Source organism: Fictibacillus sp. UD (assembly GCF_043558025.1).
Lineage (GTDB): Bacteria > Bacillota > Bacilli > Bacillales > Fictibacillaceae > Fictibacillus.
On sequence record NZ_JARUHH010000004.1, the window covers coordinates 311,124 to 337,133 of the forward strand.

The 26,010-nt window shown below is 39.4% G+C and carries 29 protein-coding genes and 1 riboswitch; of the genes, 27 read left to right on the forward strand and 2 right to left on the reverse strand.

Features of this window, described 5'->3' with window-relative positions:
* Nucleotides 1-157: 157 nt before the first annotated feature.
* The 3 genes from P8610_RS09635 to P8610_RS09645 are packed head-to-tail and all read left to right on the forward strand — an operon-like array spanning nucleotide 158 to nucleotide 5,551.
* Entirely contained in the window at nucleotides 158-2,554 is a 2,397-nt protein-coding gene (locus tag P8610_RS09635) for a 3-hydroxyacyl-CoA dehydrogenase/enoyl-CoA hydratase family protein (protein ID WP_394604211.1), read from the forward strand.
* 15 nt (nucleotides 2,555-2,569) lie between these two features.
* Entirely contained in the window at nucleotides 2,570-3,751 is a 1,182-nt protein-coding gene (locus P8610_RS09640) for an acetyl-CoA C-acetyltransferase (RefSeq protein ID WP_289494597.1), read from the forward strand.
* Nucleotides 3,752-3,766: 15 nt separating this feature from the next.
* Nucleotides 3,767-5,551 (forward strand): acyl-CoA dehydrogenase family protein, encoded by a 1,785-nt coding sequence (locus P8610_RS09645; protein WP_394604212.1) that lies wholly within the window; start codon nucleotides 3,767-3,769, stop codon nucleotides 5,549-5,551.
* A 72-nt stretch (nucleotides 5,552-5,623) separates the two neighbouring features.
* Here P8610_RS09645 and P8610_RS09650 read toward each other — a convergent pair whose 3' ends face one another.
* The gene (locus P8610_RS09650) at nucleotides 5,624-5,779 is read right to left on the reverse strand and encodes a hypothetical protein (RefSeq protein ID WP_394604213.1); all 156 of its coding nucleotides are present in this window, start codon (nucleotides 5,777-5,779) and stop codon (nucleotides 5,624-5,626) included.
* A gap of 509 nt (nucleotides 5,780-6,288) precedes the next feature.
* Between P8610_RS09650 and P8610_RS09655 the strand changes: the two genes are divergently transcribed.
* The 3 genes from P8610_RS09655 (at nucleotide 6,289) to P8610_RS09665 (ending at nucleotide 7,410) form a co-directional block, all read left to right on the forward strand.
* Nucleotides 6,289-6,648 carry an arsenate reductase family protein gene (locus P8610_RS09655; protein WP_394604214.1) on the forward strand — a complete coding sequence of 120 codons (360 nt, stop codon included), beginning with the start codon at nucleotides 6,289-6,291 and terminating at the stop codon, nucleotides 6,646-6,648.
* 73 nt (nucleotides 6,649-6,721) lie between these two features.
* Entirely contained in the window at nucleotides 6,722-7,108 is a 387-nt protein-coding gene (gcvH, locus tag P8610_RS09660) for a glycine cleavage system protein GcvH (protein ID WP_066239057.1), read from the forward strand.
* 62 nt (nucleotides 7,109-7,170) lie between these two features.
* Nucleotides 7,171-7,410, forward strand: coding sequence for a YusG family protein (locus P8610_RS09665; RefSeq protein WP_289494602.1), 240 nt, complete (start codon nucleotides 7,171-7,173; stop codon nucleotides 7,408-7,410).
* Between the two features lie 76 nt (nucleotides 7,411-7,486).
* Here the strand turns inward: P8610_RS09665 and P8610_RS09670 are convergent, their stop codons facing one another.
* Nucleotides 7,487-7,807: a KGG domain-containing protein gene (locus P8610_RS09670; RefSeq protein WP_289494603.1), complete on the reverse strand. Its 321-nt coding sequence runs from the start codon at nucleotides 7,805-7,807 to the stop codon at nucleotides 7,487-7,489.
* Nucleotides 7,808-8,045: 238 nt separating this feature from the next.
* Between P8610_RS09670 and P8610_RS09675 the strand changes: the two genes are divergently transcribed.
* The 21 genes from P8610_RS09675 to P8610_RS09775 all read left to right on the forward strand — a co-directional run bounded on the left by P8610_RS09675 (nucleotide 8,046) and on the right by P8610_RS09775 (nucleotide 25,946).
* A complete protein-coding gene (locus tag P8610_RS09675; protein ID WP_394604215.1) occupies nucleotides 8,046-8,393 on the forward strand; it encodes a toprim domain-containing protein in 348 nt (115 codons plus the stop codon).
* A 2-nt stretch (nucleotides 8,394-8,395) separates the two neighbouring features.
* A complete protein-coding gene (locus P8610_RS09680) occupies nucleotides 8,396-9,439 on the forward strand; it encodes a PQQ-dependent sugar dehydrogenase (protein ID WP_394604216.1) in 1,044 nt (347 codons plus the stop codon).
* Between the two features lie 11 nt (nucleotides 9,440-9,450).
* Complete coding sequence (locus P8610_RS09685) at nucleotides 9,451-9,789, forward strand: thioredoxin family protein (protein ID WP_289494606.1); 339 nt, start codon at nucleotides 9,451-9,453, stop codon at nucleotides 9,787-9,789.
* A gap of 471 nt (nucleotides 9,790-10,260) precedes the next feature.
* Nucleotides 10,261-11,016, forward strand: coding sequence for an RNA polymerase sigma-I factor (sigI, locus tag P8610_RS09690; protein WP_289494607.1), 756 nt, complete (start codon nucleotides 10,261-10,263; stop codon nucleotides 11,014-11,016).
* A 90-nt stretch (nucleotides 11,017-11,106) separates the two neighbouring features.
* Nucleotides 11,107-12,255 (forward strand): anti-sigma-I factor RsgI family protein, encoded by a 1,149-nt coding sequence (locus P8610_RS09695; RefSeq protein WP_394604217.1) that lies wholly within the window; start codon nucleotides 11,107-11,109, stop codon nucleotides 12,253-12,255.
* Between the two features lie 120 nt (nucleotides 12,256-12,375).
* Nucleotides 12,376-12,720, forward strand: a complete 345-nt coding sequence (locus P8610_RS09700) for a hypothetical protein (protein WP_289494609.1) — start codon at nucleotides 12,376-12,378, stop codon at nucleotides 12,718-12,720.
* Between the two features lie 80 nt (nucleotides 12,721-12,800).
* A riboswitch (SAM riboswitch) is annotated at nucleotides 12,801-12,928 on the forward strand.
* Nucleotides 12,929-13,245: 317 nt separating this feature from the next.
* A complete protein-coding gene (locus tag P8610_RS09705; RefSeq protein ID WP_289494610.1) occupies nucleotides 13,246-14,271 on the forward strand; it encodes a methionine ABC transporter ATP-binding protein in 1,026 nt (341 codons plus the stop codon).
* Nucleotides 14,264-14,932 carry a methionine ABC transporter permease gene (locus P8610_RS09710; protein WP_394604218.1) on the forward strand — a complete coding sequence of 223 codons (669 nt, stop codon included), beginning with the start codon at nucleotides 14,264-14,266 and terminating at the stop codon, nucleotides 14,930-14,932. The genes P8610_RS09705 and P8610_RS09710 overlap by 8 nt, the downstream gene beginning before the upstream one ends.
* 27 nt (nucleotides 14,933-14,959) lie before the next feature.
* Nucleotides 14,960-15,778 carry a MetQ/NlpA family ABC transporter substrate-binding protein gene (locus tag P8610_RS09715; protein ID WP_394604219.1) on the forward strand — a complete coding sequence of 273 codons (819 nt, stop codon included), beginning with the start codon at nucleotides 14,960-14,962 and terminating at the stop codon, nucleotides 15,776-15,778.
* Between the two features lie 276 nt (nucleotides 15,779-16,054).
* Complete coding sequence (locus P8610_RS09720) at nucleotides 16,055-16,435, forward strand: carboxymuconolactone decarboxylase family protein (RefSeq protein WP_289494613.1); 381 nt, start codon at nucleotides 16,055-16,057, stop codon at nucleotides 16,433-16,435.
* Between the two features lie 266 nt (nucleotides 16,436-16,701).
* Nucleotides 16,702-16,842, forward strand: coding sequence for a hypothetical protein (locus tag P8610_RS09725; protein WP_394604220.1), 141 nt, complete (start codon nucleotides 16,702-16,704; stop codon nucleotides 16,840-16,842).
* Between the two features lie 258 nt (nucleotides 16,843-17,100).
* A complete protein-coding gene (gene sufC / locus P8610_RS09730) occupies nucleotides 17,101-17,886 on the forward strand; it encodes a Fe-S cluster assembly ATPase SufC (RefSeq protein ID WP_197129591.1) in 786 nt (261 codons plus the stop codon).
* 19 nt (nucleotides 17,887-17,905) lie between these two features.
* A complete protein-coding gene (gene sufD, locus P8610_RS09735) occupies nucleotides 17,906-19,204 on the forward strand; it encodes a Fe-S cluster assembly protein SufD (RefSeq protein ID WP_394604221.1) in 1,299 nt (432 codons plus the stop codon).
* Nucleotides 19,204-20,424 carry a cysteine desulfurase gene (locus P8610_RS09740; protein WP_394604222.1) on the forward strand — a complete coding sequence of 407 codons (1,221 nt, stop codon included), beginning with the start codon at nucleotides 19,204-19,206 and terminating at the stop codon, nucleotides 20,422-20,424. Before sufD ends, P8610_RS09740 begins: the two co-directional genes overlap by 1 nt.
* Nucleotides 20,414-20,860 carry a Fe-S cluster assembly sulfur transfer protein SufU gene (gene sufU / locus P8610_RS09745; protein WP_289494617.1) on the forward strand — a complete coding sequence of 149 codons (447 nt, stop codon included), beginning with the start codon at nucleotides 20,414-20,416 and terminating at the stop codon, nucleotides 20,858-20,860. Before P8610_RS09740 ends, sufU begins: the two co-directional genes overlap by 11 nt.
* 54 nt (nucleotides 20,861-20,914) lie before the next feature.
* Nucleotides 20,915-22,312, forward strand: coding sequence for a Fe-S cluster assembly protein SufB (gene sufB, locus P8610_RS09750; RefSeq protein WP_137791777.1), 1,398 nt, complete (start codon nucleotides 20,915-20,917; stop codon nucleotides 22,310-22,312).
* A 393-nt stretch (nucleotides 22,313-22,705) separates the two neighbouring features.
* On the forward strand, nucleotides 22,706-22,966 hold the full coding sequence (locus P8610_RS09755; protein ID WP_394604223.1) for a hypothetical protein: 261 nt from the start codon (nucleotides 22,706-22,708) through the stop codon (nucleotides 22,964-22,966).
* Nucleotides 22,936-23,388, forward strand: a complete 453-nt coding sequence (locus P8610_RS09760; RefSeq protein ID WP_394604224.1) for an S-Ena type endospore appendage — start codon at nucleotides 22,936-22,938, stop codon at nucleotides 23,386-23,388. Before P8610_RS09755 ends, P8610_RS09760 begins: the two co-directional genes overlap by 31 nt.
* Before the next feature lie 263 nt (nucleotides 23,389-23,651).
* The gene (locus tag P8610_RS09765) at nucleotides 23,652-24,035 is read left to right on the forward strand and encodes a VOC family protein (protein ID WP_394604225.1); all 384 of its coding nucleotides are present in this window, start codon (nucleotides 23,652-23,654) and stop codon (nucleotides 24,033-24,035) included.
* A gap of 297 nt (nucleotides 24,036-24,332) precedes the next feature.
* Nucleotides 24,333-25,079 carry an oxygen-insensitive NADPH nitroreductase gene (nfsA, locus tag P8610_RS09770; RefSeq protein ID WP_394604226.1) on the forward strand — a complete coding sequence of 249 codons (747 nt, stop codon included), beginning with the start codon at nucleotides 24,333-24,335 and terminating at the stop codon, nucleotides 25,077-25,079.
* A 27-nt stretch (nucleotides 25,080-25,106) separates the two neighbouring features.
* Nucleotides 25,107-25,946 carry a DUF72 domain-containing protein gene (locus P8610_RS09775; RefSeq protein WP_394604227.1) on the forward strand — a complete coding sequence of 280 codons (840 nt, stop codon included), beginning with the start codon at nucleotides 25,107-25,109 and terminating at the stop codon, nucleotides 25,944-25,946.
* The last annotated feature ends 64 nt before the right edge of the window (nucleotides 25,947-26,010 follow it).

Consider the following 26,010-nt stretch of genomic DNA (forward strand, 5'->3'; position numbering starts at 1 on the left):
CGGGGACAGACCCCTAGCTAAAAAATCACGAAATTAAAAGAAATGGTTCTCAACTATTGCTAAAATTCTGAATATATTTTATATTGAGTATAGGCTGATTATTTTTTTATGGATAAAAAATGAATGAGTATTCATTCAATAAAGGAGGAAGACTATTTTGTCTCGTGAAATCCGAAAAGCTGCCGTTCTGGGTTCTGGTGTAATGGGATCAGGCATAGCCGCTCACCTAGCAAACGTCGGAATACCAACATTACTATTGGATATTGTACCGCCTTCTTTAAGTGAAGAGGAAAAAGCAAAGGGGATCACTGAAGATCATCCAGCTTTCAGAAACAAATTTACGCTATCTGCTACACAAAAATTGTTAAAACAAAAGCCGGCTCCACTAGCTGTAAAAGAAAACCTAGAATTAATCTCCATTGGAAACTTAACTGATGATCTTGAAAAACTGAAAGATGTTGACTGGATTATCGAAGTTGTTGTGGAACGTTTAGATGTAAAGCAGAAGTTATTTGAAAAAGTCGATCAATACCGCAAGCCTGGAAGCATCATCACTTCAAATACATCAGGAATCTCCATTCGTGCCATGGCTGAAGGACGATCAGAAGATTTTAAAGCGAATTTCTTAGGCACGCATTTCTTCAATCCGCCAAGATATCTCAAGCTTCTTGAGATCATTCCTACAGAAGATACGAAACCAGAAGTCGTTCAATTTATGCGTAACTTCGGTGAAAACGTACTTGGAAAAGGTGTTGTTGAAGCGAAAGACACACCAAACTTTATCGCGAACCGCATCGGAACATACGGATTGATGGTGACGATGCAAGAAATGCTGAAACAAGGATACAGCGTCGGTGAAGTTGATTCGGTTACAGGTCCACTGATCGGACGTCCAAAATCAGCTACGTTCAGAACGCTTGATGTTGTTGGTCTTGATACGTTCCTTCACGTAGCACGCAATGTTTACGAACAAGTAGACGGCAAGGAAAAAGAAGTATTTGAAATTCCTGATTTCTTAAATGAAATGGTTGATAAAGGATGGACAGGAAGTAAGACAGGGCAAGGGTTTTATCTAAAACAAAGAAGTAAAGCAGGCAGTGAGATTCTAGAACTGGATCCTGCAACATTGGAATACAAGCCACGCTCAAAAATGAAAACAGCAACACTCGAAGCTGCGAAACAAATGAAAACAACGAACCAAAAAGTGAAAGCGCTTTTATATAGTGATGATCGAGCAGGAAAATTGCTTTGGGACATCATTAAACCGGTTCTTCTGTACTCTGCTGAAAAATGTTATGAGATCGCAGATGATCTTGTTGCGATTGATCAGGCGATGAAATGGGGATTCGGCTGGGAACACGGTCCATTTGAGATCTGGGATGCGATCGGACTTCCAGAATCAGTAGAACGAATGAAAGCAGAAGGGGAAACAATCCCGGTGTGGGTTGAGGAACTTCTTCAATCAGAGAAGACTTCATTTTACACAAAGACAGAAGGCGATAAATCCTATTACCATCACGGAAGATATCTCCCTGTTGAAGAAAACAAAAAAGTAATTCACTTAAGCCGCTTAAAAGAAAAAGGAAATGTGATTACGAAGAACGGCGGTGCGACTTTAATCGATCTTGGCGATGATGTTGCAGGTTTGGAGTTCACTTCTCCAAACAACGCGATTGGACCTGAAATCATTATGATGCTTCATCAGGCGATTGATGAGGTTGAAAAGAACTACAAAGGTCTAGTAATCGGGAACCAAGGTAAGAACTTCTGTGTTGGTGCTAACTTAATGCTTATTTTAATGGAAGCACAAGATGACAACTTCTTTGAACTGGATATGATGGTCCGTCAATTCCAGCAAGCAATGGCTAGAGTTCGCTATAGTGCAAGACCTGTTGTTGCAGCGAACTTCGGAATGACACTCGGAGGCGGTGTTGAGGTATCACTTCCAGCTGCAAGATTGCAGATGTCATCTGAAACATACATGGGTCTCGTTGAAACAGGAGTTGGCTTGATTCCAGGCGGAGGCGGAAACAAGGAATTGTATCTTCGTCTTTTAGAGCAGCTGCCAGAAGGTTCGAAAGGTGATCTGCAAAAAGTAGCAAATCAAGCGTTCGAAACGATTGCGATGGCTAAAGTGTCAACTTCAGCTCAAGAAGCTAGAAAGTTAGGCTTTTTACGTAAAGAAGACAGCATCTCTGTAAACGGCGATCATCTTTTACATGATGCAAAAACACAAGTACTCGCTCTAGCTGAACTTGGGTATACACCACCTGTTAAAAAGAAAATCCCAGTTGTAGGTGAAGCGGGCTACGCAACACTTGCACTAGGTGCTCAAACGATGCATTTCAGTCAATATATTTCAGAGCATGATCTGAAAATCGCAAAAAAATTAGCCTTTGTTCTTGCTGGAGGAAGAGTGCCAGAAGGAACATTGGTAGATGAGCAATATTTGCTTGACCTTGAAAGAGAAGCGTTCCTAAGTCTAGCTGGAGAACCGAAGAGCCAGGCAAGAATGCAGCACATGCTTGTAAAAGGCAAGCCGCTAAGAAACTAAGGGGGGAAGAATTCAATGTTAAAAGAGGCAGTAATAGTAGCAGGTGCTAGAACAGCGGTTGGTAAAGCAAAAAAAGGTTCTTTTGCACATATGAGACCAGACGAACTGGCTGCGGTAACGATTAAAGAAACATTGAAGCGTGCAGGTGATTATAACGGTGAGATCGATGACTTGATCATTGGATGTGCGGTCCCTGAAGCGGAACAAGGCATGAACATGGCTCGTCTGATCGGTGCTAGAGCAGGATTGCCAGATACGGTACCGGCTATTACAATCAACCGTTTTTGTTCATCAGGTCTGCAAAGTATTGCATATGGTGCTGAAAAAATCATGTTAGGTGCAGCAGAAGCCATCCTCGCTGGAGGCGCTGAATCCATGAGTCTCGTTCCTGTAGTCGGGCACGTTGTAAAGCCGAACCCGTACTTAGTAGAAACGGTTCCTCAATACTATATGGGCATGGGACATACGGCTGAAGAAGTGGCGAGACGCTTTGGCATCTCAAGACAAGATCAAGATGAATTTGCGGTACGCAGTCACCAAAAAGCTGCAGCTGCGATTAAAGATGGCAAATTTAACGATGAGATCGTTCCTGTACATGTGATGAAACGCTGGCTCGATGAACAATCAAAGCTAGTTGAAAAAGAGATTGCTGTATCAGTTGATGAAGGTGTTCGAGCAGGAACAACAGTCGATGTACTTGGCAAACTGCGTCCTGCATTCACGCCGACTGGCTCTGTAACAGCAGGTAATTCATCGCAAACAAGTGACGGAGCAGCAACAGTTCTTGTGATGAACAGAGAAAAAGCAGAAGCAGAAGGATTAACTCCACTATTGAAGTTCCGTTCTTTTGCTGTGGCAGGGGTAGCTCCCGACATTATGGGAGTCGGTCCTGTAGCTGCTATTCCGAAAGCATTAAAAATGGCTGGATTAGAGCTTTCGGACATTGGTTTATTTGAGTTAAATGAAGCTTTTGCTTCACAGAGCGTTCAAGTAATCCGTGAACTTAACCTTCCAGAAGACAAAGTAAATGTGAATGGCGGGGCAATCGCACTTGGACATCCGCTTGGGTGTTCAGGAACGAAACTAACACTTACTTTGTTACACGAGATGAAGCGCCGCAACGAACAGTTTGGAATTGTTACGATGTGCATCGGTGGCGGTATGGGTGCAGCTGGCGTATTTGAACTAGTAGGATAATAAGGAGGAGAAAGCATGTCAAACACAGCGGAAAAACAAATCATTGGTGGAAGCTTTTTAATAGAAGACATTACAGCAGCAGATATTTACACACCAGAGGATTTCTCTGAAGAACACCTTATGATTGCAAAAACGACGGAAGACTTTGTAGTAAAAGAAGTTGTACCTCAGCTTGAAAAGATGGAAGACCACGATTTTGAAGTATCTCGCAAGCTCTTAACAAAAGCAGGAGAGCTTGGCCTTTTAGGAGCAGATGTACCAGAAGAATATGGCGGACTTGGTCTAGATAAGATTTCGTCTTCCTTAATTACTGAAAAATTTGCACGCGGTCGCGGCTTCTCCATCAGCTATGGAGCTCACGTAGGAATCGGATCACTCCCAATCGTTCTTTTTGGAAATGAAGAGCAAAAGAAAAAATACTTGCCTGAGCTTGCGACAGGTGAAAAGATCGCAGCTTATGCATTGACTGAGCCAGGATCAGGTTCAGATGCGCTTGGAGCAAGAACAACAGCGAAATTAAACGCTGAAGGTACTCATTATGTGCTAAACGGAGAAAAACAATGGATCACAAACTCTGCTTTTGCTGACGTGTTCGTCGTTTATGCAAAAATTGATGGCGAGCAATTCTCTGCTTTCATCGTTGAAAGAGACTTCCAGGGCGTTTCTACAGGGCCTGAAGAAAAGAAGATGGGGATCAAGAGCTCTTCGACACGCACACTGATTTTAGAAGATGTAGCTGTACCAAAAGAAAACCTGTTATGGGAAGCTGGAAAAGGCCATCTTATTGCCTTTAACATTCTAAATATCGGCCGTTACAAACTTGCATTAGGATGTGTGGGAGCTGCAAAGCGTGCATTCGAAGTTTCCGTAAAATACGCGAACGAGCGTCAGCAATTCAAACGCAAAATCAGCTCATTCAGCTTGATTCAAGAAAAGCTTGCTAATATGGCTGTTCAAACATATGCTGCTGAAAGCTCTGTTTACAGAACAGTTGGTTTGTTTGAAAATCGCCTTGGGGCATTGTCTGAAGAAAAGCAAAAAGATGGCCGTGAACTAGCAAAGGCGATCGCAGAGTATGCAATTGAATGTTCACTAAACAAAGTATCAGCTTCAGAAGTTCTGGATTATGTTGTAGATGAAGGCGTTCAAATTCACGGTGGATACGGATTTATGTCAGAGTATGAAATCGAGGGTGCTTACCGCGATTCTCGTATTAACCGTATCTTTGAAGGCACGAACGAGATTAACCGTTTACTCGTACCTGGAACGCTAGTGAAGAAGGCGATGAAAAATGAATTGCCGCTGATCCAAAAAGCAACACAGCTTCAGCAGGAATTAATGATGTTGATGCCTGTAGAAGTAGGTACGGAAAGCTTAGATCAAGAAAAATACTTGGTGTCTATGGCGAAGAAAATTTTCTTGATGACAGCTGGTTTAGCTGTTCAAAAATTCGGACCTAAGTTAGAGCAAGAGCAAGAAGTGCTTTCAAACTTAGCTGATATCATCAGTGAAGTTTACAGCATGGAATCTGTTTTATTGCGTACTGAAAAAGCAATCGGAAGATCTGGCGCTGAAAAGGCAAAACAAAAGCTTCTATATACTGAGGTTTATTGCCAAGAAGCATTCAACCGCATTGAAGCTCATGCAAAAGAATCCATCATTGCTGTAGAAGAAGGCGACATGCTGCGCATGATGCTGTCTGCTTTGAAGAAGCTTACGCGTCATACACCTGTTAATGTTATTAAGAAGAAGCGTGAACTTGCTGTTCAGCTTCTTGAGGAAGAACGCTATATCGTTTAATTGATCTGATTTACGCTAACCTTCAAAATATCTAAATCTTTCCCTCTTACTTATGTAGGAGGGCTTTTTTTGTTAATGCAGACCTATGTTGCTTTTGAAAGCGAGTTGATTTTCCGTTCCAGGCGCTCGCTTTCCGCGGGGCAGGCGGTGAGCCACATTTGTACGTTTCACTTTTAAGTGTCTCACCTGCCCGCCTGTCCCGCAGGAGTCTCCCGCCTTGCACTCCAATCAACTGTCACAGAAGAAAATGAGTTTTGAAAGCAGCAATTCTTAAGAAAAAAGAGGCTAACAATAAAAACTTTGCAAGTTCTAATAAAAAGTTCGAAAAAAGCTCAAATCAGATGCAATTTCGGCATCAGTAACTGATTTCAGATGATACCTAACGGGGTATACAGCCATGTTTGAGAGTTCGATTCCACAAAAAAATGCCGTCAATCCAGAAATTCGGTCAGTTTATCCACGAGTTTTAGCTCCTAATCCAGAAATTTTAGCTGTTTATCCACGAGTCTACAATCATCGACAATTTACGCACCTACCTATACCCTGACATTCTTCCACCAAAAAGCTTTTCAACACTATGTTGTGGGCGTATTGCGGCAGAAATCCACCACACGCCAACTAGAAACGAGCATCTAGAGAATATGTAATGCACATTGATAAAACAAATTTCGCCCCGTGAAGAATTTCTTGTTTTATTGGTGACACTAGTTTGTGGTACTATGAAAAGGGGTGATATAATGCTACTGAAAGTGTATGAATATCCAAAATGCTCAACTTGTCAAAAAGCCAAAAAGTGGCTGAAAGAAAACGAAGTAGCCTTTGAGCCTGTACATATTGTGGACAATCCGCCTTCACAAGAAGAACTTAAGAATTTGATCCAATTAAGCGGATTAGAAATCAAAAAGTTCTTTAATACGAGCGGAATGAAATACCGCGAGCTGGGTATGAAAGAGAAAATGAAAACGGCTACAGATGAAGAGCTTCTTGAACTTTTGGCAAGTGATGGCATGCTCATCAAACGGCCAATCGCAACAGATGGCAAGCAAGTAACAGTAGGCTTTAAAGAAGAACAGTACGAAAACGTCTGGAAAAAATAAAAAATGTTGCTGACTATAATAAACCCTTTATTGTAGTTACTATAAAAACAAAGAAAAGCTGGAGGGATTACTCATGGAATTTCCAAAAGAATTACGCTATTCAGAAGAGCACGAGTGGACAAAAACAGAAGAAGGCAATAAAGTTCGTATCGGTATTACAGCATTTGCACAAGACGAACTAGGAGATATCGTGTTCGTTGAACTTCCTGAAGTTGGAGATGAACTTACTGCAGACGAGCCATTCGGTAGTGTAGAATCTGTTAAAACAGTTTCTGAACTTTATGCTCCTGTATCTGGAAAAGTTGTTGAAGTTAACGCTGATCTTGATGACAGCCCAGAACTTGTAAACGAATCTCCATACGAGAAAGCATGGATGGTTGTTGTAGAACTTTCAGATTCCTCTGAGCTTGAAAAGTTAATGACAGCTGAACAATACGAAGAATTAATTAAAGAAGATTAATGAAAACATTCTCTTCAGGAAAGAATAGGCTTACTGCTATTCTTTTTTGGAGGGATTTTTTTATGAACGAAGACAGACGCGATGTTACATCGAGAGTATTTGGAAAAATGAAAGGCGGCTCAATGTCCCTTTACTTGGATAAAGATGAAATTGGTCAGATTCGTTTTACTAATCAGGGAAACATGTATGAGATGTCTGAGGGTTTTGAATTTGATGCAGATAAAATTTACAAACGTGAAAAGCCAGTGGAGCTTCCTAATCCATCAAAATATGTAGATGAGTGTGATAAGGGCTGGTGCTAGTTCGGTCCCAGAACGAGAGGATGATGTCAAATGAGTAGTTTGACATCATCCTCTTTTTCAAATTATTTTTTAAGTATCAACCATTCTTTTGACGTTCAGCACTTCCGCCTTTTGCACCGATTTTTTGATAAAAACCTTTATCTTGATTCTTAGATGTGGCGGCTCCACCTTTTTTTCCGATCTCTTGATAAAATGTTTTGCTATGTGTATTGGATGTGGAGCTTCCGCCTTTTCTTCCGATTTCTTGATAAAAATCACTGCTGTGCTTTTTAGCGGTTGAAGTACCGCCCTTTTTCCCAATCTCTTGATAAAATTCTTTTCCCCGGGATTTGGACGTTTTTTCTCCGCCTAAACGACCTGCATCAGCACGGCTCATTTTCTGCTCTGTTTTTGCCATGAGTGACTCCTCCATAATTGGTTTTATGCCTCCTATTTCCCTTAAATTGAAGTGCATCAAACACGTTAACAAGGAATTAGTACAAAACGCATATAACGGAGGCCTATTGGTAGGAAAATAGGAAAAAGGGGTATAGTAATAAAGAACATCTCTTGCAGGATTTTAATAAAATAAAGCAAATATATAACTAAGCGATGCATTCATTTTATAGTTCTTCAATGTATAGGAGAGATGAGTAATGAATGAAAGCAAAAACAAAGTGATCATTGTTGAAGGAAAGTCAGACAAAGATAAACTAACGGCCATCTTAGATGAACCGGTTGAAATCATTTGTACGAACGGAACATTAGGTTTGGATAAATTAGAAGAGCTTGCATTAGCAATAGAAGATCGAGATGTTTATATCTTAGTCGACGCTGATGATGCAGGCCACAAATTAAGAAAACAGCTGCAGCGTGAACTGCCGAATGCAGAGCATTTATATATTAATAAAATGTACAGAGAAGTTGCAAAAACACCGCTGATGTATCTTGCAAAAGTATTGGTAGGTGCGCACTTTAATATTCATAAGAATTGTTTAGGATAAGCATGAAAAAAATATCTTTGACCATATTAACGGCTTTCTCGATATTCAGTGGATGCAGTTCTTTAAATAAAGGCGAAGTAAAACCAGATTCACATGAAACGATTGTGAAAAAATTAAATATTCCGTGGCAGATTAACGGCACCCAAAATGAAATGTGGATAAGCGAAAGATCAGGGGGGCTTGTTTCAATAGGGCCAAAGCATAAAAAAACCTCTTATACCCCTGAGTTTTCGTCAGCTTTATCTGATGATGGGGAAGGAGGTTTTCTTGGTTTTGTGTTGGATCCGAATTTTGAAACAAACAAAATAGCCTATGCTTATTACACATATGAGAAAAAGGGAAGATTGTTAAACCGAATCGTTAAAATGAACTTTGAGACAGGAAAATGGATTGAAAATCAAATCCTTCTTGATGACATTCCAGGTGGTTTTACACACAATGGTGGCAGGCTTAAATGGGGACCAGATAAAAAGCTGTATATCACAACAGGTGATAGCGGTGATGAGAACCTTTCACAGAATTTGGACAGCCTTGCAGGTAAGATTTTAAGAATAAACAGCGACGGGACGATTCCTAAAGATAACCCGTTCTATCCATCCCCTGTTTATACATATGGCCATCGAAATCCTCAAGGAATGACTTGGGATGAAGAAGGCACCATGTATGCCGCTGAACATGGATCATCGAACTATGACGAAATAAATAAAATTAGTCCTGGTAAGAACTATGGCTGGCCCGTTATACGTGGAAATGAAAGAAGAGAAGGTATGGAAATTCCATGGATCCACTCTGGCAAAGAAACGTGGGCGCCTTCTGGGATACATTATAAAAAAGGATTCATTTATATAGCATCCTTACGAGGAGAAAGTGTAATGAAAGTTAAGACATCTTCCAAAAAGCAAACCTTAATTGTTACCAATGAAGGACGAATTCGTGATATTCTAGTTGATGGAAATGAAATGTACATTGTAACGAACAATACAGATGGAAGAGGGCAGCCGTCTAAAGATGACGATCGGTTGCTAAAAGTTCCATTAGAAAAATAATGGAGTAATTTATGAATGAAATCACACGAAATAACTGGGATGCCGTTATCGAGCAATCGCTAAGCAAACCTTACTTTCTATATTTAGAAACGCCGCTTTGCGGAACATGTAAAATGGGAAAGAAGATGTTTGAAGTTGCGGTAGAAACCATTCGCGTTCAAAAAGGCGAAAATGTTGCAGTAGGAATAAGTAATATTAATGAAATGCCCGAGCTAGCTTCAAAATATGGCGTAACAAGCGTGCCATGTTTACTAATCCTTTCGAGGGGAATCGTCATTAATCGAATTTATGCGCTCCAATCAGCAGGAAATATTTATCAATCAATGTTGAAAATTGTTGAAAAGGAATAAATAGGTTGAAAAAAATGTGTGAAACACCCCACAATTTTTTTATTTCGTCCTAATTCTATAAAAAAATCACTTTTTCGGGGGTTAAAACCCAAGAAAAAAATGGTAATTTAATGTCGCTGTCACACTTCTTTGTAACAAAAAGGAGTGTGTTTTTTCTTTTATAAAAATAGCGTTAAGCACTATGCAAAAGGGTTTAATGAGTTTTCATGAAAATTATCAGTTTGTTTTGTTTATTCAGTATTTTAACGATAACGTCACAAATGTTACGAGCGTTGTAATATTGTTATAGAACTGTATCCTACAAATGTCAAAAGTCATGGTATAAATGAATAGGAGAGCTTGTTAGCATGTTTGCTCCCGTCTTAATTGTGGTAAATAAGAATGATTTTATTTTTAAAACAAAAACAAACGAATTTTAAATAAACCGAACAAAACAGAAAGCAATTTTTCTAACAGAGGTGATTGATAATCATGGCATCTTTAAACTTAAATGCAGTATTTCCGATTGCAAAAAATAAACTAACTAGCATAGAAGATAAGGTTTTAACGATCCAAGAAAGAAACGATGAGAAACTTAGGAATGAACTTATAGGTGATTACCAACCATTTATTAAGAAAGTAACTTCTAAAGTTTGTTCTCAATATATAGATCGTACAATGGACGAGTTTAGTGTAGGTCTTTTTGCCTTCAATGAAGCAATCGACCAATATCAAGAAGGCCAAGGAAGCCGTTTCTTATCATTTGCTGATATGGTTATTAGACGCAGAGTGATTGATTATATTCGAAAAGAAGTACGCCAGAACAGACTGATCTTCTTACAGCCAGACGAGGAAGATGAAGAAGGACGTTTAGAAGAAAGTTACGCAGAGCAAAAAGCTGCGATGGATCATTTTGAAGGCCAGATTCAAGTTGAAAATCGTGTATATGAAATTGAAGAGTACCAAAAGTTACTAAAAACATTTGGATTAAACTTTAAAGTATTAAGCAAACATTGTCCAAAGCACGTAGATGCACGTGAAAATGCTAAAGAAATTGCACGTTTATTAGCTGAAAACGAAGAACTTGCCGCATTTTTAAAGGAAAAAAAGCAATTGCCAATAAAAGATTTATTAAATATGGTATCCTGTAGTCGTAAAACCATAGAGAGAAATCGAAAGTATATAATAGCAGTATCACTTATATATTTAGGCGATTTTCAAGCGCTGAAATCTTACATTCAGCCATAAGGTGAGGTAAAGATGATTACATGGTAAGAGAGTTTCAGCTTCTCTTACCTGTAATTTATACTGATCCTGCTACATGCGGGAGGGATATCATTGAAAAACGGCAGCGGCATTGTCATTGAAGTTCAGAATAAAAAAGCAACACTTCTCATGAAGGATGGAACATTTGTTTCGGTAAGAGTCCCAGCAGGAAAAAGGCCTCTTATAGGCAATGAGTATCAGGCTTCTTATTTTTCGCAAAGAAAAAGGAGTCTTTTTGTGTTGCCATCCATTTCTTTATCTATAGCAGCACTAGTTGCCTTTCTTTTTTTCTCAGGCTTTATCCCTTATACCAGTAAGCAAGCAGCTGCAGCATATGTCAGTTTTGATATTAATCCAAGCCTAGAAGTTGGCGTGGATGAGGATATGCGTGTCGTGGAAATTGATGCTTTTAATAACGAAGCAGAACATATCATAAAGAAATATGAATTTTCTAAGGATAAGTCCATACCGCTTGAACAATTCGCAGATCAACTGATAAAAGCATATGAATCAGAAGGTTATATGGACGATAATCAATCCATGCTGATCACTTCAGTCTCAGACAGCTCAAGCGATAAAAAGACTAAAAAAGAGCTGGATAAAGCATTGAATACTATTGTAAAAAAAGCTGTTGTTCAATATCCTGTGGCAATCACTGTTACAGAATCGAACGAAGATACTCGTAAAAAAGCAAAGCAGCTTGGAGTATCATCGGGTAAATATACTGCATTCCAAAAAGCAAATGAAAATGGAAGAACATATAAAGAAGAAAAGATCAAAGAAGTTAAGTTTCAAGAACTGAAGGTTAATACAGCTTCTTCAAAAGATATTAAAGTAGTTCCGCATCCTCGTAAGATTAAGTCATCACAGCATGAAATTAAGCAAAAATCTGATAAGCCTGTCTTGGATCAAAAGAAACGAGAGCATGATCATAGCCACCATAACAAGAAAGCACAAAAAGATCTTGTGAAAGCTCAAAAGCCGATCAAAATAAAGGCAGACGAAAAACAAGTTAAAAAAAGTAAGCACAACCATATAAGCATAAATAAAAAGCAAAATGAAAAAAGACCTGAAACAAAAAATGCTGTACCCAAAAACGGATATGAATCGAGAAATGCTGGTAAGCCACAAAAGCAAAATCACAAAAGTGATAACAAACAGCAACACAAACAGCAACACAAACAGCAACAAAAACAGCAAAAAAATGAACATAAGCACTAATTTTGAGTAAACCTGTCGTAATACCAATTACGATTTCTTGCGACTGTCGAAGAGTTTATAAAGGTATGTGAATATTCCTCTCGAATCGGTGAAGTAACAACCAATTCGGGGGGGATTTTTATGTTAGATATTTACTACTTTGAAAGCCAGATTGCCAAAAGCCCATATCTTTCACTTTATAATATTCCTGTGAAACCCAGCTTCAAATTCAAGGATGAAACGACTCTCAAAATAGAATACAGAGAAGGAGTAAGGAATCGGACTGTAACATTTACAGGGAATCCGAAATATCTTTCCTTAATGTTAGAAGGGAAGATGAAGCTAAGTACATTGCTGAGGCAAGAGATGATAGAGTTTCATGGAACACTAAGGCAACGATTAAAATGGGAAGCCATTTTTTACTTAAGTTCGCATTGGGAACAAATCTCCGCAGGTGTTTTAGTTAGAACTGCAAAAAATATTTGACACAAATCGACAAGGATGATAATATTCTTCACAGTGATTCAAAACATGTAACGCTTTAACTTAATAAAGTAACACTTTTTTACTTATCACGAGAGGTGGAGGGACTGGCCCTATGAAACCCGGCAACCGCTAGAACGTATGCATTGCATTCGATCTAGAAAGGTGCCAATTCCTGCAAGACTTTTATTAAGGTCTTGGGAGATGAGGAGAACGTGCATAGAATATTATATGCCTTTCTGCTCATATTGAAGCAGAGAGGCATTTTTTGTTTGGCTATGATTAAATAATATTTGTTTTTAGTAATTTCTTTAAACGACATCATTGCCAAGTTGATTGGAGTGCAAGGTGCGAGACTCCTGCGGGACAAGCGGTCAGGTGAGACACTTAAGAGTGAAACGTTACGAATGTGGCTCACCGCCTTCCCCGCGGAAAGCGAGCACCTGAAAAGGAAATCAACTACCTTCAAAATCAGCTGTGAGAATTCAATAAACAGCTTTATTTTTTATAAGAAATGAGGTAAGAATCTTGATTAATCTACAATCAGTCCGTAAAGTCTTTCAAACCAAAGATGGTGAAGTGAAGGCTGTTGATACGGTGGATTTAAACATAAAACAAGGAGAAATATACGGAATTATCGGTTACAGTGGTGCAGGAAAGAGTACCCTTATTCGTATTCTGAACATGTTAGAACGTCCGACTAGCGGAACCGTTACAATCGGTGGTAAAAACATGTCGGAGCTTTCTTCAAAAAAGTTAAGAGAAGCTAGACAAGAAATCTCGATGATCTTTCAGCATTTCAACCTTCTATGGTCTAGAACGGTAAGAGAAAACATTGCTTTTCCACTTGAAATTGCTGGCTATCCAAAAGAAAAAATCAAACAGCGAGTTGATGAACTGATCGACCTAGTTGGATTGGAAGGACGCGGTGGATCTTATCCATCACAGCTAAGTGGCGGTCAGAAGCAGCGTGTTGGTATTGCTCGTGCACTTGCGAATGAACCAAAAGTTCTTTTATGTGATGAAGCCACTTCAGCACTTGATCCTAAAACGACAGACAGCATTCTGGATCTGCTCGTTGAAATCAACCAGAAGCTCGATTTAACGATTGTTCTTATCACACATGAGATGCACGTAATCAGAAAGATCTGTCATCGTGTAGCGGTAATGGAAAAAGGAAAGGTCGTTGAAGAAGGCGATGTACTGAATGTCTTTAAAAATCCGAAAGAACCCATCACGAAGGATTTTGTGAAACAAGTAACAGAGCCTGAAGAAACCGTTGATACGATCAAACAATTTATTGAAGAGTTCCCAGAAGGACGAATCGTTCAGCTTACATTTATAGGTGGCCGGGCAGGGCAGCCATTAATTACAGAATTAATTCGAAATTACGAAGTGGATGTAAACATTCTGCAAGGTAAAATAACACAAACTCAAAATGGACCTTATGGCACGTTGTTTATCCAGATTAAAGGTTCAGAATCTGCACTATCTCGCGCAATGGAGTTCTTAAATAGTGTGCAGGTTGAAGTAGAGGTGATTCATAATGCTTAGTACATGGTTCCCAAACGTACAATGGGACGTTCTTTTAGAAGCGACGAAAGAAACATTATATATGTCAGCTATTTCAGTCGTGATCACATTCATCCTAGGCTTAGCACTTGGACTGGCCTTATTTTTAACATCTCCTGGAAACTTATGGGGAAATAAATTTTTAAACAGTGTAATAGCGATAATCGTTAACGTATTTCGTTCGATCCCGTTCATTATCTTAATTATTTTATTGATTCCTTTTACACGCTTTATCGTTGGTACAATGCTTGGTGCAGAAGCAGCACTTCCAGCCTTAATTGTAGGAGCAGCCCCATTTTACGCTCGTATGGTTGAGATCGCTTTGAGAGAGATTAATAAAGGGGTCATTGAAGCTGCGAAGTCCATGGGTGCTACAAACACTCAGATTATTTTCAAGGTTTTAATTCCTGAAAGTACACCAGCTCTTGTATCAGGAATTACAGTTACAGCGATCGCACTAGTAAGTTACACGGCAATGGCCGGAGTTGTTGGTGCGGGAGGCTTAGGTAACTTGGCTTACATGGAAGGTTATCAACGAGATAACGCGGATGTAACATTGATTTCCACAGTCCTTATCCTGGTTATCGTATTTGTAATCCAATGGATTGGAGACCGTGTTACAACTGCATTAGACAAGAGATAACGTTTAGACAACAAGGAGGAATTTCACATGAAAAAAGTATTATCAGTCCTATTATTAGCTGTCCTTACAGTAGCGCTTGCTGCTTGCGGGAATAAAACAGAAGGCGGAATTAGCGACGAGAAAATCGTTGTTGGCGCATCTAACGTTCCACACGCTGAAATCCTAGAAGAAGCAAAACCTCTTTTAAAAGAAAAAGGCGTTGAACTTGAAATCAAAACATTCCAAGATTACGTTTTGCCGAATAAGTCATTAGATGAAAAAGAAATTGGTGCTAACTACTTTCAGCACGTTCCTTATTTAGAGTCACAAATGAAAGATCATGGCTATAAGTTCGAAAACGCTGGCGGAATCCACATCGAGCCGATCGGTGTTTACTCGAAAAAATACAAATCATTAGATGAATTGCCAGAAGGCGCAACAATCATCATGTCTAACTCTGTAGCTGATCACGGCCGTATGCTTGCATTGCTTGAAAAAGAAGGTTTGATCAAAGTTAAAGAGGGTGCTGGATACGAAGCACAAGTAAAAGATATTGCTGAAAATCCAAAGAAACTTAAATTTAAAGCTGACGTTGATGCAGGAATGCTGCCAAAAGCATATAAAAATGGTGAAGGCGATGCTGTACTCATCAACACAAACTATGCGATTGATGCTGGCCTCAATCCACAAAAAGATGCCATTGCACTTGAAGGAACTGATTCACCATTCGTAAACATCATCACAGTGCGTGAAGGTGACAAAGATAAGAAATCAGTAAAAGCATTAGTAGAAGTATTACGTTCAAAAGAAATTCAAGCTTTCATCGAAAAGAAATATGAAGGCGCAGTAGTACCGGTAACGGAATAATTGAGAGAGAACTGACTTAAACTTTTTAAGTCAGTTTTTTTTGATTGAAAATGACTTTACAACACTTTTATAGTCCTTCAACTAACTTTATAGGCCTACAATTTTTTTTATAGGCCCTAAAAATTAATTTATGGTCCTTCAAATTTTTTTATAGTCCTTCAAAATCATTTATAGGCTTTTCGACAAAAGGACAAAACTTACGATGTTTATTACATAACCGGCTTGCGAATAACTCATACTAATCCTGTTTACTATTTTGTGACAGGAGTGAATGAGATGAAACAAGAAGAACAGCCGCTGCCAGGCGCTAACTCGACTCAATACCACTTGATTCGTTATAAAGAAGGTTTAGGGAAATACAACGAAAATATGCCTGAATTAACTCATGCTTTTAATGAATTTACTCGCCACTGCTTTAAAGAGGGTGAGATCTCTGAGAAGTATAAGCAGCTGATCGCTTTAGGAATCAGTATCTATTCTCAAGATGAATATTGCATTATCTATCATACAAAAGGCTGTTTAGATCAAGGGTGTTCTGAGAATGAGATCTTAGAGGCCGTTGGTGTTTCTGCTGCTTTTGGCGGTGGTGCCGCTATGAGCCAAGGTGTGACACTCGTTCAAGAGTGTATTCAAGAATTGAATAAGCCGCGTCATTAAAGAAAAGTTTTAACTTCCATACTTTTCATGTTTTAGAATCAGCCAAAGAGGTTATTGAAGAAATATAGCGTTTTTAGCAGGATATCGCAGAGAAAATCTCGTGTCTCTTCAAAAGAACATTATGCTCCAGCAAACACCTTAATTTCAGTACGAGAGCAGATTGAGTATAACGATTGATGCTGATACGCTATAACTACTAACTTTGAAAGGATTGATTCATTATCCACCCCATTAAAGTAAAACATACGTCCGAGATGGAAAAAGCAATGCACCAGTCACATGGCTGTGGCTTTGCAGAGTATGAGAGGGATTTAGATAAAAGGTTAGACGTTGAAAAAAATCGTGATAAAGAGTATAAAAAAGGATTAGAAGTAGCGGCAGATGCAACTAAGAACCACACGCCGTAAAAACTTTAATATTAAAATTGTAAAAGGCTGACTCAAAAGGTGTTCTATTGCCTAATGAGTTAGCCTTTTTTCCGATTCATCGTGTTAAATAACGAAACATCTGTTAACAATGTAAGAGATAAATGAGGTTTCGGCGTCGTTCCCTTGAACATACATTTCATTTGTTATAAGATTAGAATGAGAATAAATTGAGAATGGCTATTTAGTGCCTTTTATCAAAAAATATCTTGAGAATGATTTCATATTGGAGGTTGTATTATGTCAGCACCAAATTTAAAGATTGAAGATCTTCGTGTATCTATTGAAGATAAAGAGATTATTAAAGGTTTAGATCTCGAAATAAATGGTGGAGAAATCCATGCAATCATGGGACCGAACGGAACAGGAAAGTCTACTCTTTCTGCAGCGTTAATGGGACATCCTAAGTATGAAGTAACTTCGGGTAAAGTTACGTTCAACGGTGAAGACCTTCTAGAGATGGAAGTAGATGAGCGTGCACAAGCTGGTCTTTTCTTAGCTATGCAATACCCTTCTGAAGTAAGCGGTATTACGAACGCTGATTTCCTTCGTTCTGCAATCAACGCAAAACGTGAAGAAGGCGACGAAATTTCACTAATGAAATTTATCCGTGAACTAGACAAGAAGATGGACCACCTTGAGATGGACAATGCGTTCGCTCACCGTTACTTAAACGAAGGTTTCTCTGGCGGAGAAAAGAAGCGTAACGAAATTCTACAAATGATGATGCTTGAGCCAAAATTAGCGATTCTTGACGAGATTGATTCAGGACTTGATATCGATGCTCTTAAAGTAGTAGCAAAAGGTGTTAACGAAATGCGCAACCCTGATTTCGGTTGCTTGATCATCACTCACTACCAGCGTCTATTGAACTACATCACTCCTGATAAAGTACACGTGATGATGCAAGGACGTATTGTGAAATCTGGTGGACCTGAACTAGCTCAACGTCTTGAAGCTGAAGGGTACGACTGGATTAAAGAAGAGTTAGGAATTAAAGACGAAACTGTTGGTCAAGAAGCGTAAGCATTAAGGGGGACTATACATGTCAGTTGATACGAGCCTAAGATTTGATAAGGACTACGTAACCGGTTTTTCAAGCAGCAGACAGGAACCCGCTTGGCTGCAGGAACTTCGTTTGCAAGCATTGGAATTGGCTCAAGAGCTTCCGATGCCTAAACCGGACAAAACTAAGATCGATAAATGGAACTTTACAGAATTCAAACATGAAGCAACTGGCACTCCTGTTGCATTCAATGAACTTCCTGAAGATGTTAAGGCATTGATCGGTTCTGAAGAAGAAGCGAAAAATGTTCTTGTTATCCATAATGGAACACCTGTTTATTTTGCACTTGAAGAGTCCGTAAAGGGTCAAGGCGTTATTTACACAGACCTTTTAACAGCTGCAAAAGAGCATGAAGATCTAGTGAAAAAGTACTTTATGAAAGCTGTTGCGGTTGATGAGAACCGTCTACCAGCACTTCATGCAGCACTATTCGTTAATGGAGCATTTTTATATGTTCCAAAAAACGTTGAACTTTCTGCTCCAATTCAAGCGGTTTATTATCAAGACAATGAAGCAGCGATCTTTAACCATGTTATCGTTGCTGCTGAAGATAACAGCTCAGTAACGTATGTAGAAAACTACTTATCAACGAATGATTCTACAGATTCAGTAGCAAACATCGTGTCAGAAGTTTATGCAGGCAGTGGTGCTAAAGTTGTTTACGGTGCTGTAGATAACCTTGCAAAAGGGATGACAACATACGTGAACCGCAGAGGCCGTGCTGAAAAAGATGCTCGCATCGAGTGGGCGCTTGGTCAGTTTAATGATGGTAATACGGTTTCTGATAATACTACACACTTGATCGGTGATGGATCATTTACAGATACAAAGACTGTAACAATCGGCCGCGGTGACCAAAAACAAAACTTCGTAGCACAGATCTTTAACCATGGAAAACATTCTGAAGGTTATATCCTCACTCATGGGGTAATGAAAGATAGTGCTAGCTCTATTTTTAACGGTATTACAAAAATTGAGCACGGTGCTACAAAGTCCCACGGTGAGCAAACAGAACGTGTTCTGATGTTAAGTGAAAAAGCGCGTGGAGATGCTAACCCAATTCTTTTAATCGACGAAGATGATGTTACAGCAGGGCATGCTGCGTCAGTCGGAAGAATCGATCCGCTTCAAATGTTCTATCTGATGAGCCGCGGTATTTCTAAAGCTGAAGCTGAACGTTTGATCATTCATGGATTCTTGGCACCAGTAGTTAGCCAAATGCCTTTAGAATCTGTTAAAAACCGTTTAGTTGAGGTTATTGAAAGGAAAGTGCGCTAATGAGTGCAAACGAATGGAGAAAGCTGTTTCCTATCCTGGATCAGGAAGTTAACGGCAAACCTCTCGTTTACCTTGATAGTGCAGCCACTTCACAGAAACCAATACAAGTTATTGAAGCATTAGATAAGTATTACAAAGAGTACAATTCGAATGTTCACCGTGGTGTTCATACGCTTGGAACTCGTGCTACTGATGGCTATGAGGGAGCGCGTGAAAAGGTTCGCCGTTTTATCGGCGCAAAATCCACTCAGGAGATTATCTTTACACGCGGTACGACAACGGCAATTAATACGGTAGCAAGCAGCTATGGTATGGCTAACCTTTCAGAAGGCGATGAGATTGTGATCACTCCTATGGAGCATCACAGCAATATCATTCCTTGGCAGCAGGTGGCGAAAAAAACCGGTGCAAACCTAAAATATATTCCTTTGCAGCCTGATGGCACGATTGATCTAGTGGATGTTGAAAAAACCGTAACAGAGCATACTAAGATCGTCTCAGTTATGCAGGTATCAAACGTACTAGGAACCATAAATCCAATCAAAGAAATTGCCGCAATCGCTCATAAAAACGGAGCGGTTATGGTCGTGGATGGTGCTCAAAGTGCCCCGCACATGAAAGTCGATGTTCAAGATCTTGATTGTGATTTCTTTGCCTTTTCTGCACACAAAATGTGTGGTCCTACAGGCATTGGTGTTCTTTATGGGAAGAAAGCGCTTCTTAATAAAATGGAACCTGTTGAGTTCGGCGGCGAGATGATTGATTTTGTCGGACTGCAGGAATCCACTTGGAAAGAGCTGCCTTGGAAGTTTGAAGGCGGTACACCAATCATCGCTGGTGCGATCGGTTTAGGTGCAGCGATTGATTTCCTAGAGGACATTGGTTTAGATAACGTTTTGAAACATGAACATGATCTGGCAGAATATGCGATGGAACGTCTTTCAGAACTTGAAGGTGTTACAATCTTCGGACCGAAAAAAAGAGCTGGACTTGTTACCTTCAACTTAGATGACGTTCATCCACACGATGTGGCAACTGTTCTTGATTCCGAGGGTATTGCCGTTCGTGCAGGCCATCACTGTGCACAGCCGCTCATGAAATGGCTAGATGTAACGGCTACAGCTCGTGCAAGTTTCTATATGTACAACACTGAAGACGACGTCGATGCTTTTATGAAAGGCTTAACAACAGCAAAGGAGTATTTCGGTCATGTCTTCTAATTTAGATCAGCTATATCGGCAGGTAATCATGGACCATTATAAAAACCCGCGCAACAAAGGGGTTATTGAAGATGGTGCATTAACCATTAATATGAACAACCCAACATGCGGCGATCGCATACAGCTCACGTTAAAAGTAGAAGATGGAAAGATTGAGTCTGCTAAGTTTGATGGTGAAGGGTGTTCGATTAGTCTTGCATCAGCATCCATGATGACACAAGCTGTAAAAGGTCTTGCCGTTGAAGATGCTGTAAAACTTGCAAAGATTTTTTATGATATGATGTTAGGGAACGACTACGATGCTGAATCCTATGATCTAGGTGACATCGAAGCTCTTTCTGGCGTATCTAAATTCCCGGCTCGCATCAAATGTGCCACACTTGCGTGGAAGGCGATGGAGCAAGGAGTAGGAAAGCCTGAGGAAGAGGAAGAATAAGTTCCTTTTGATAATAAGTAATAGAGTGCCAATCCAGTAAGGAGGGATTCTGTAATGGCTAAGAAAATGCCGGATATCGGCGAATATAAATATGGTTTTAGAGATAAAGACGTATCCATTTTCAGATCGAAGCGTGGGTTAACAAAAGAGATCGTTGAAGAGATCTCACGCATGAAGAACGAACCTGAGTGGATGCTTGAATTCCGTTTGAAGTCATTGGAGCAGTTCTACAAAATGCCTATGCCACAATGGGGCGGAGACATGAAGGACTTAAACTTTGATGATATTACGTACTATGTTAAGCCATCTGAGAAATCTGAAAAGTCTTGGGATGAAGTGCCTGCTGAAATTAAAGCGACTTTTGACAAGCTTGGAATTCCAGAAGCTGAACAGAAATACCTTGCAGGTGTATCTGCACAGTACGAATCAGAGGTTGTATACCACAACATGAAAGAAGACCTTTCTGACTTAGGTATTCTTTTCACAGATACGGATACAGCTTTAAAAGAGCACGAAGAAATCTTCCGTGAGCATTTCGGAACGATTATTCCGCCAACTGATAACAAGTTCTCAGCACTAAACTCTGCAGTATGGTCTGGTGGATCTTTCATTTACGTACCAAAAGGTGTTAAATGTGATACTCCACTTCAAGCTTATTTCCGAATTAACTCTGAAAACATGGGTCAGTTCGAACGTACGCTGATCATTGCAGATGAAGACAGCTCTGTACACTACGTAGAAGGATGTACAGCACCAGTTTATTCTACAAACTCACTTCATAGTGCGGTTGTAGAGATCATCGTTAAAAAGAACGCTTATTGCCGTTATACAACGATTCAAAACTGGGCGAACAATATCTATAACCTTGTTACAAAGCGTGCTGTAGCTGAAGAGAACGCAACAATGGAATGGGTAGATGGAAACATTGGATCTCGTCTAACGATGAAATATCCTGCTGTTATCATGAAAGGCCGCGGAGCGAAAGGTACTATCCTTTCTATCGCGATCGCTGGTAAAGGGCAGCATCAGGATGCAGGAGCAAAAGTATTGCACCTTGCACCAGATTGTTCTTCTACAATCGTTTCGAAGTCGATCTCTAAGCACGGCGGTAAAGTAACATACCGTGGTATTGCTCACTTCGGACGTAAATCTGACGGATCTAAATCCAACATCAAGTGTGATACACTGATCATGGATAACCAGTCCACTTCAGATACGATTCCGTACAATGAGATCCTTAACAACAACATCACATTAGAGCACGAAGCGACTGTATCAAAGGTTTCTGAAGATCAGTTGTTCTACCTCATGAGCCGTGGTGTTTCTGAACAAGAAGCAACGGAAATGATCGTAATGGGCTTCATCGAGCCATTTACGAAAGAACTTCCAATGGAATATGCAGTAGAAATGAACCGTCTGATCAAGTTCGAGATGGAAGGTTCAATCGGATAATATGTGAAAAGCCTTGGTATATAAGTGATATACCAAGGCTTTTTTATATTCTTAAATTTAGGATGCAATTTCATAGCAACTTGAATTTTTTCAGTACTTCGATTCTCCCTATTCAACAAAACAGCCCATTTTCGTGTTAATTGGGCAAAAAAATGTTGAAGGACCACTTGCCTAAACAAAGAGATGGAATAGACATATAGTGAGTATATCTTTGAATGGCGTATGGGGGAGGAAACTGAAGTATGAATTCAAAGAATAAGAGATATCAGTGTAAAAAAATTAAAAAAAGCTATCACTGTAAAACATGTACGGAGTTTGAAAAACCTAAAAGCCTGTTCACATGTAATAAAAAAGATATAGATTTCTGTGGGCGTAATACGTGCGAGTGCAAATATGAGAGTTATGAGTGCAAATGCAAGCATGAGAAGTGCGAGTGCAAATATGAAAGTTATGAGTGCAAATGCAAGCATGAGAAGTGCGAGTGCAAATATGAGAGTTTTAAGTGCAAATGTAAGCATGACAAGTGTAGATGCAAATATGAGAGTTATGAGTGCAATTGCAAGCATGAAAAGTGTGATTGCAAATGTGAAAATCATGAACGGAAGAGTCAATGTCACGTTTGCATGGAGATTATTTGTAAATGTAAAGAAATAAAAAATAAGGGCCATAAGCATTGTCCAGACAAAATCAAAGGCTTTGATTTATGTAAGAAGAAAAAAGAACTAAAATGCTTTAAGCATTGCAGCCCCATCTCACAACCTTGCGATGAAATTTTTTATAATCAATTCACTAGCAGAGCGGATATGGACTTCAGCGGTCTGATTGTAGTTGTGAACTCAGGTAATATTACCAATGGCTGCTCTATGGAAGTACAAGTGACTGATAGTGCCGGTACGTCTACCGTTGCGGTCATTAATCCAGGAGCATCTGTCCCAATATTTACTGATTCTTTGATTTCCCTTGATATTAAATGTTTTAAGAATGAGTCCGAAAATCCATTGCCAGGTACATGCAGCGGCGAAATCAAATATGATTTAGAGTACTATTTGGAAAGGGAAAGCAATAAACCTTTTTAGAAATTAGTTAAAATGAAGATTGTTTGTATTGGATGGCGATGGGCACAAAACATTCAGAAACCATCATAAATCAAGTTTCATGATAGACCTATCAATTGGATAATCGTCTCAACTCCTTGGTGCATTTAAAATTATACCGAGGTTTTTTTATTTTTTATCTATCTGTTTTATACACCTTGGTATTTATTAAAACGATTTAAGAGGATATTTGCAGCGATTGTATAATTTATTAAGAGTACTAAAAACATTCAGGGGTGTTATTTATGATTAACAAAGTCGGTCAAATTATGGTGTATGTCAATAACCAAGATAAAGCAGTGGATTTTTGGACGAAAAAAGTAGGATTCAGTGTCATTTCTGAAGAAGATAACGGACAAGGCATGAGATGGATTGAAGTTGCTCCATCAAAGGATGCAGAAACAAGTATCATCCTGCATAATAAGGAATTCGTTGCAAAAATGTCACCTGGATTAAATCTCGGCACACCTTCACTAATGTTTTTTACAGAAAATCTAGATCAGTTACATAACGAGTTATCTAGCAAAAGTATCACAGTCGGCGAGATTGTAAATATGCCTTCTGGCAGAGTATTTAACTTTGCAGATCATGAAGAAAACTATTTTGCAGTTATGGAGAAGAGTGAATAGCTTAAATGTTGATAGACAAGAAAGATTTAATACTGTGAAAACAGCCTTTAAAATAGAAAAAAGACGCCCAAAAGGACGTCTTTTTTGCGTATATTGCGGCGAGAGACAGCACTCCACATAGTGCTTTGCCTAACAGGCGCGTCAATCTCGTCTTATGCAATTAGCTCATCGCTAGAACAGTATATCACCTCTTCGCTTGAAAGAGAAGTGTTTATTCTAGGACTCAAATGGTTCGCTTTTTTGTATCCGAAAAAGATATAATGCAATCAACCGTTACTTTCAAAAGGAGCCTGTTTTATGAACGAAGTCATTGAAACGATACTAGCACACAGATCCATTCGCAAATTCATAGACAAACCATTAAGTGAAGATATAGTCACAACACTCGTAAAATGCGCCCAATCTGCTTCTACATCGAGCTATCAGCAAGTTTGTACGATTATTGGTATAGAGGACAGGGAAAAGAAAGAAAAACTGGCTGAGCTTGCTGGCAATCAGTCTTATGTAGCCGATAACGGTTATTTCTTTGTCTTTTGCATAGATTACAATCGTCATAAGATTGCGGCTGAAATGAAAGAAACAGAGATTAAAGAAACCATTGAATCAACAGAAGCTTTTATTGTAGGAAGCGTAGATGCTGCACTCGCTGCTCAAAATCTATCGGTAGCTGCTGAATCACTTGGACTCGGTATCGTTTATATTGGAGGCATCCGTAATTCTCTGAAGGAAGTTTCAGATTTGTTAGGATGTCCTGAACACGTTCTTCCGCTCTTTGGAGTAGCAGTCGGTTATCCTGATGCAGAGCCTGGGAAAAAGCCACGTTTACCAATTCAAGCTGTTTTTCATAAAGACAGCTATCAAAGTAAAGAAGAAACGGAAAATCTGTTAAAACAGTATGAAAATAAAACATCTGAGTACTATACGAAGCGCACGGGAGGAAAACGTACGGAAGGCTGGGTTACACAGATTACAGCATCTATGGGGACTCCAAAACGTACGTATATGAAAGACTTTGTCCAATCAAAAGGATTAAATAGATTGTAATCACGTATAGGCAGGTGACTTCTAAGAATGATTAAGATCGGTGTTACAGGTTGGGGAGATCACGATTCTCTATATCCAGATGGTACCCCTGCAAGAGATAAGCTTGCTGTCTACAGCGGCCATTTTCCTGTTGTTGAGGTCGATTCTTCCTTTTATGCAGTTCAGCCTATAAAGAATTATGAAAAGTGGGTTACAGCCACTCCGAACGACTTTTCCTTCGTTGTGAAAGCCTATCAAGGCATGACAGGTCATTCGAGAGGCAAATTACCGTTTGATTCAGTTAAAGAAATGTTTGAAGCTTTCGTCTTGTCCATTCAGCCTGTCATCTCGTCAGGGAAGCTTGAGATGGTTCTTTTTCAATATCCGCCATGGTTTGATTGTAAGAAGGAAAATGTTCAGATGCTTCGGTATGCGAAAGAAATGATGGGAGACATCCCCGTCGCTTTAGAGTTTCGGAATCAAACATGGTTTAGCGAGGAAATGACAGAGAAAACGCTGAGTTTTATAAAAGAAGAAGGATGGATTCATACGGTTTGCGACGAACCCCAAGCCGGGACAGGCTCTATACCTATTGTTATGCATGCACAAGAAAAAACACTCGTACGTATGCACGGCAGAAATGTATATGGATGGAACAACCAAGGGCAGCCGAATTGGAGAGAAGTCCGTTATCTTTATCGATATAATGATGCCGAACTAAATGAATGGAAAGAACGGATTCAGAAGCTTGCATCAGAGACAAAGAATCTTACCATCCTATTTAACAATAACTCGGGTGGAGATGCTGCTGACAATGCAAAACAGATGATCGAATTATTAGATATTCATTATGATTTCCTAGCGCCAAGACAATTGGACTTGTTTTAACCTTTTCCTAATATTACAAATTGTTTTCAAAAGATGGTAAACGATTCAATTTTTTAAATGGACT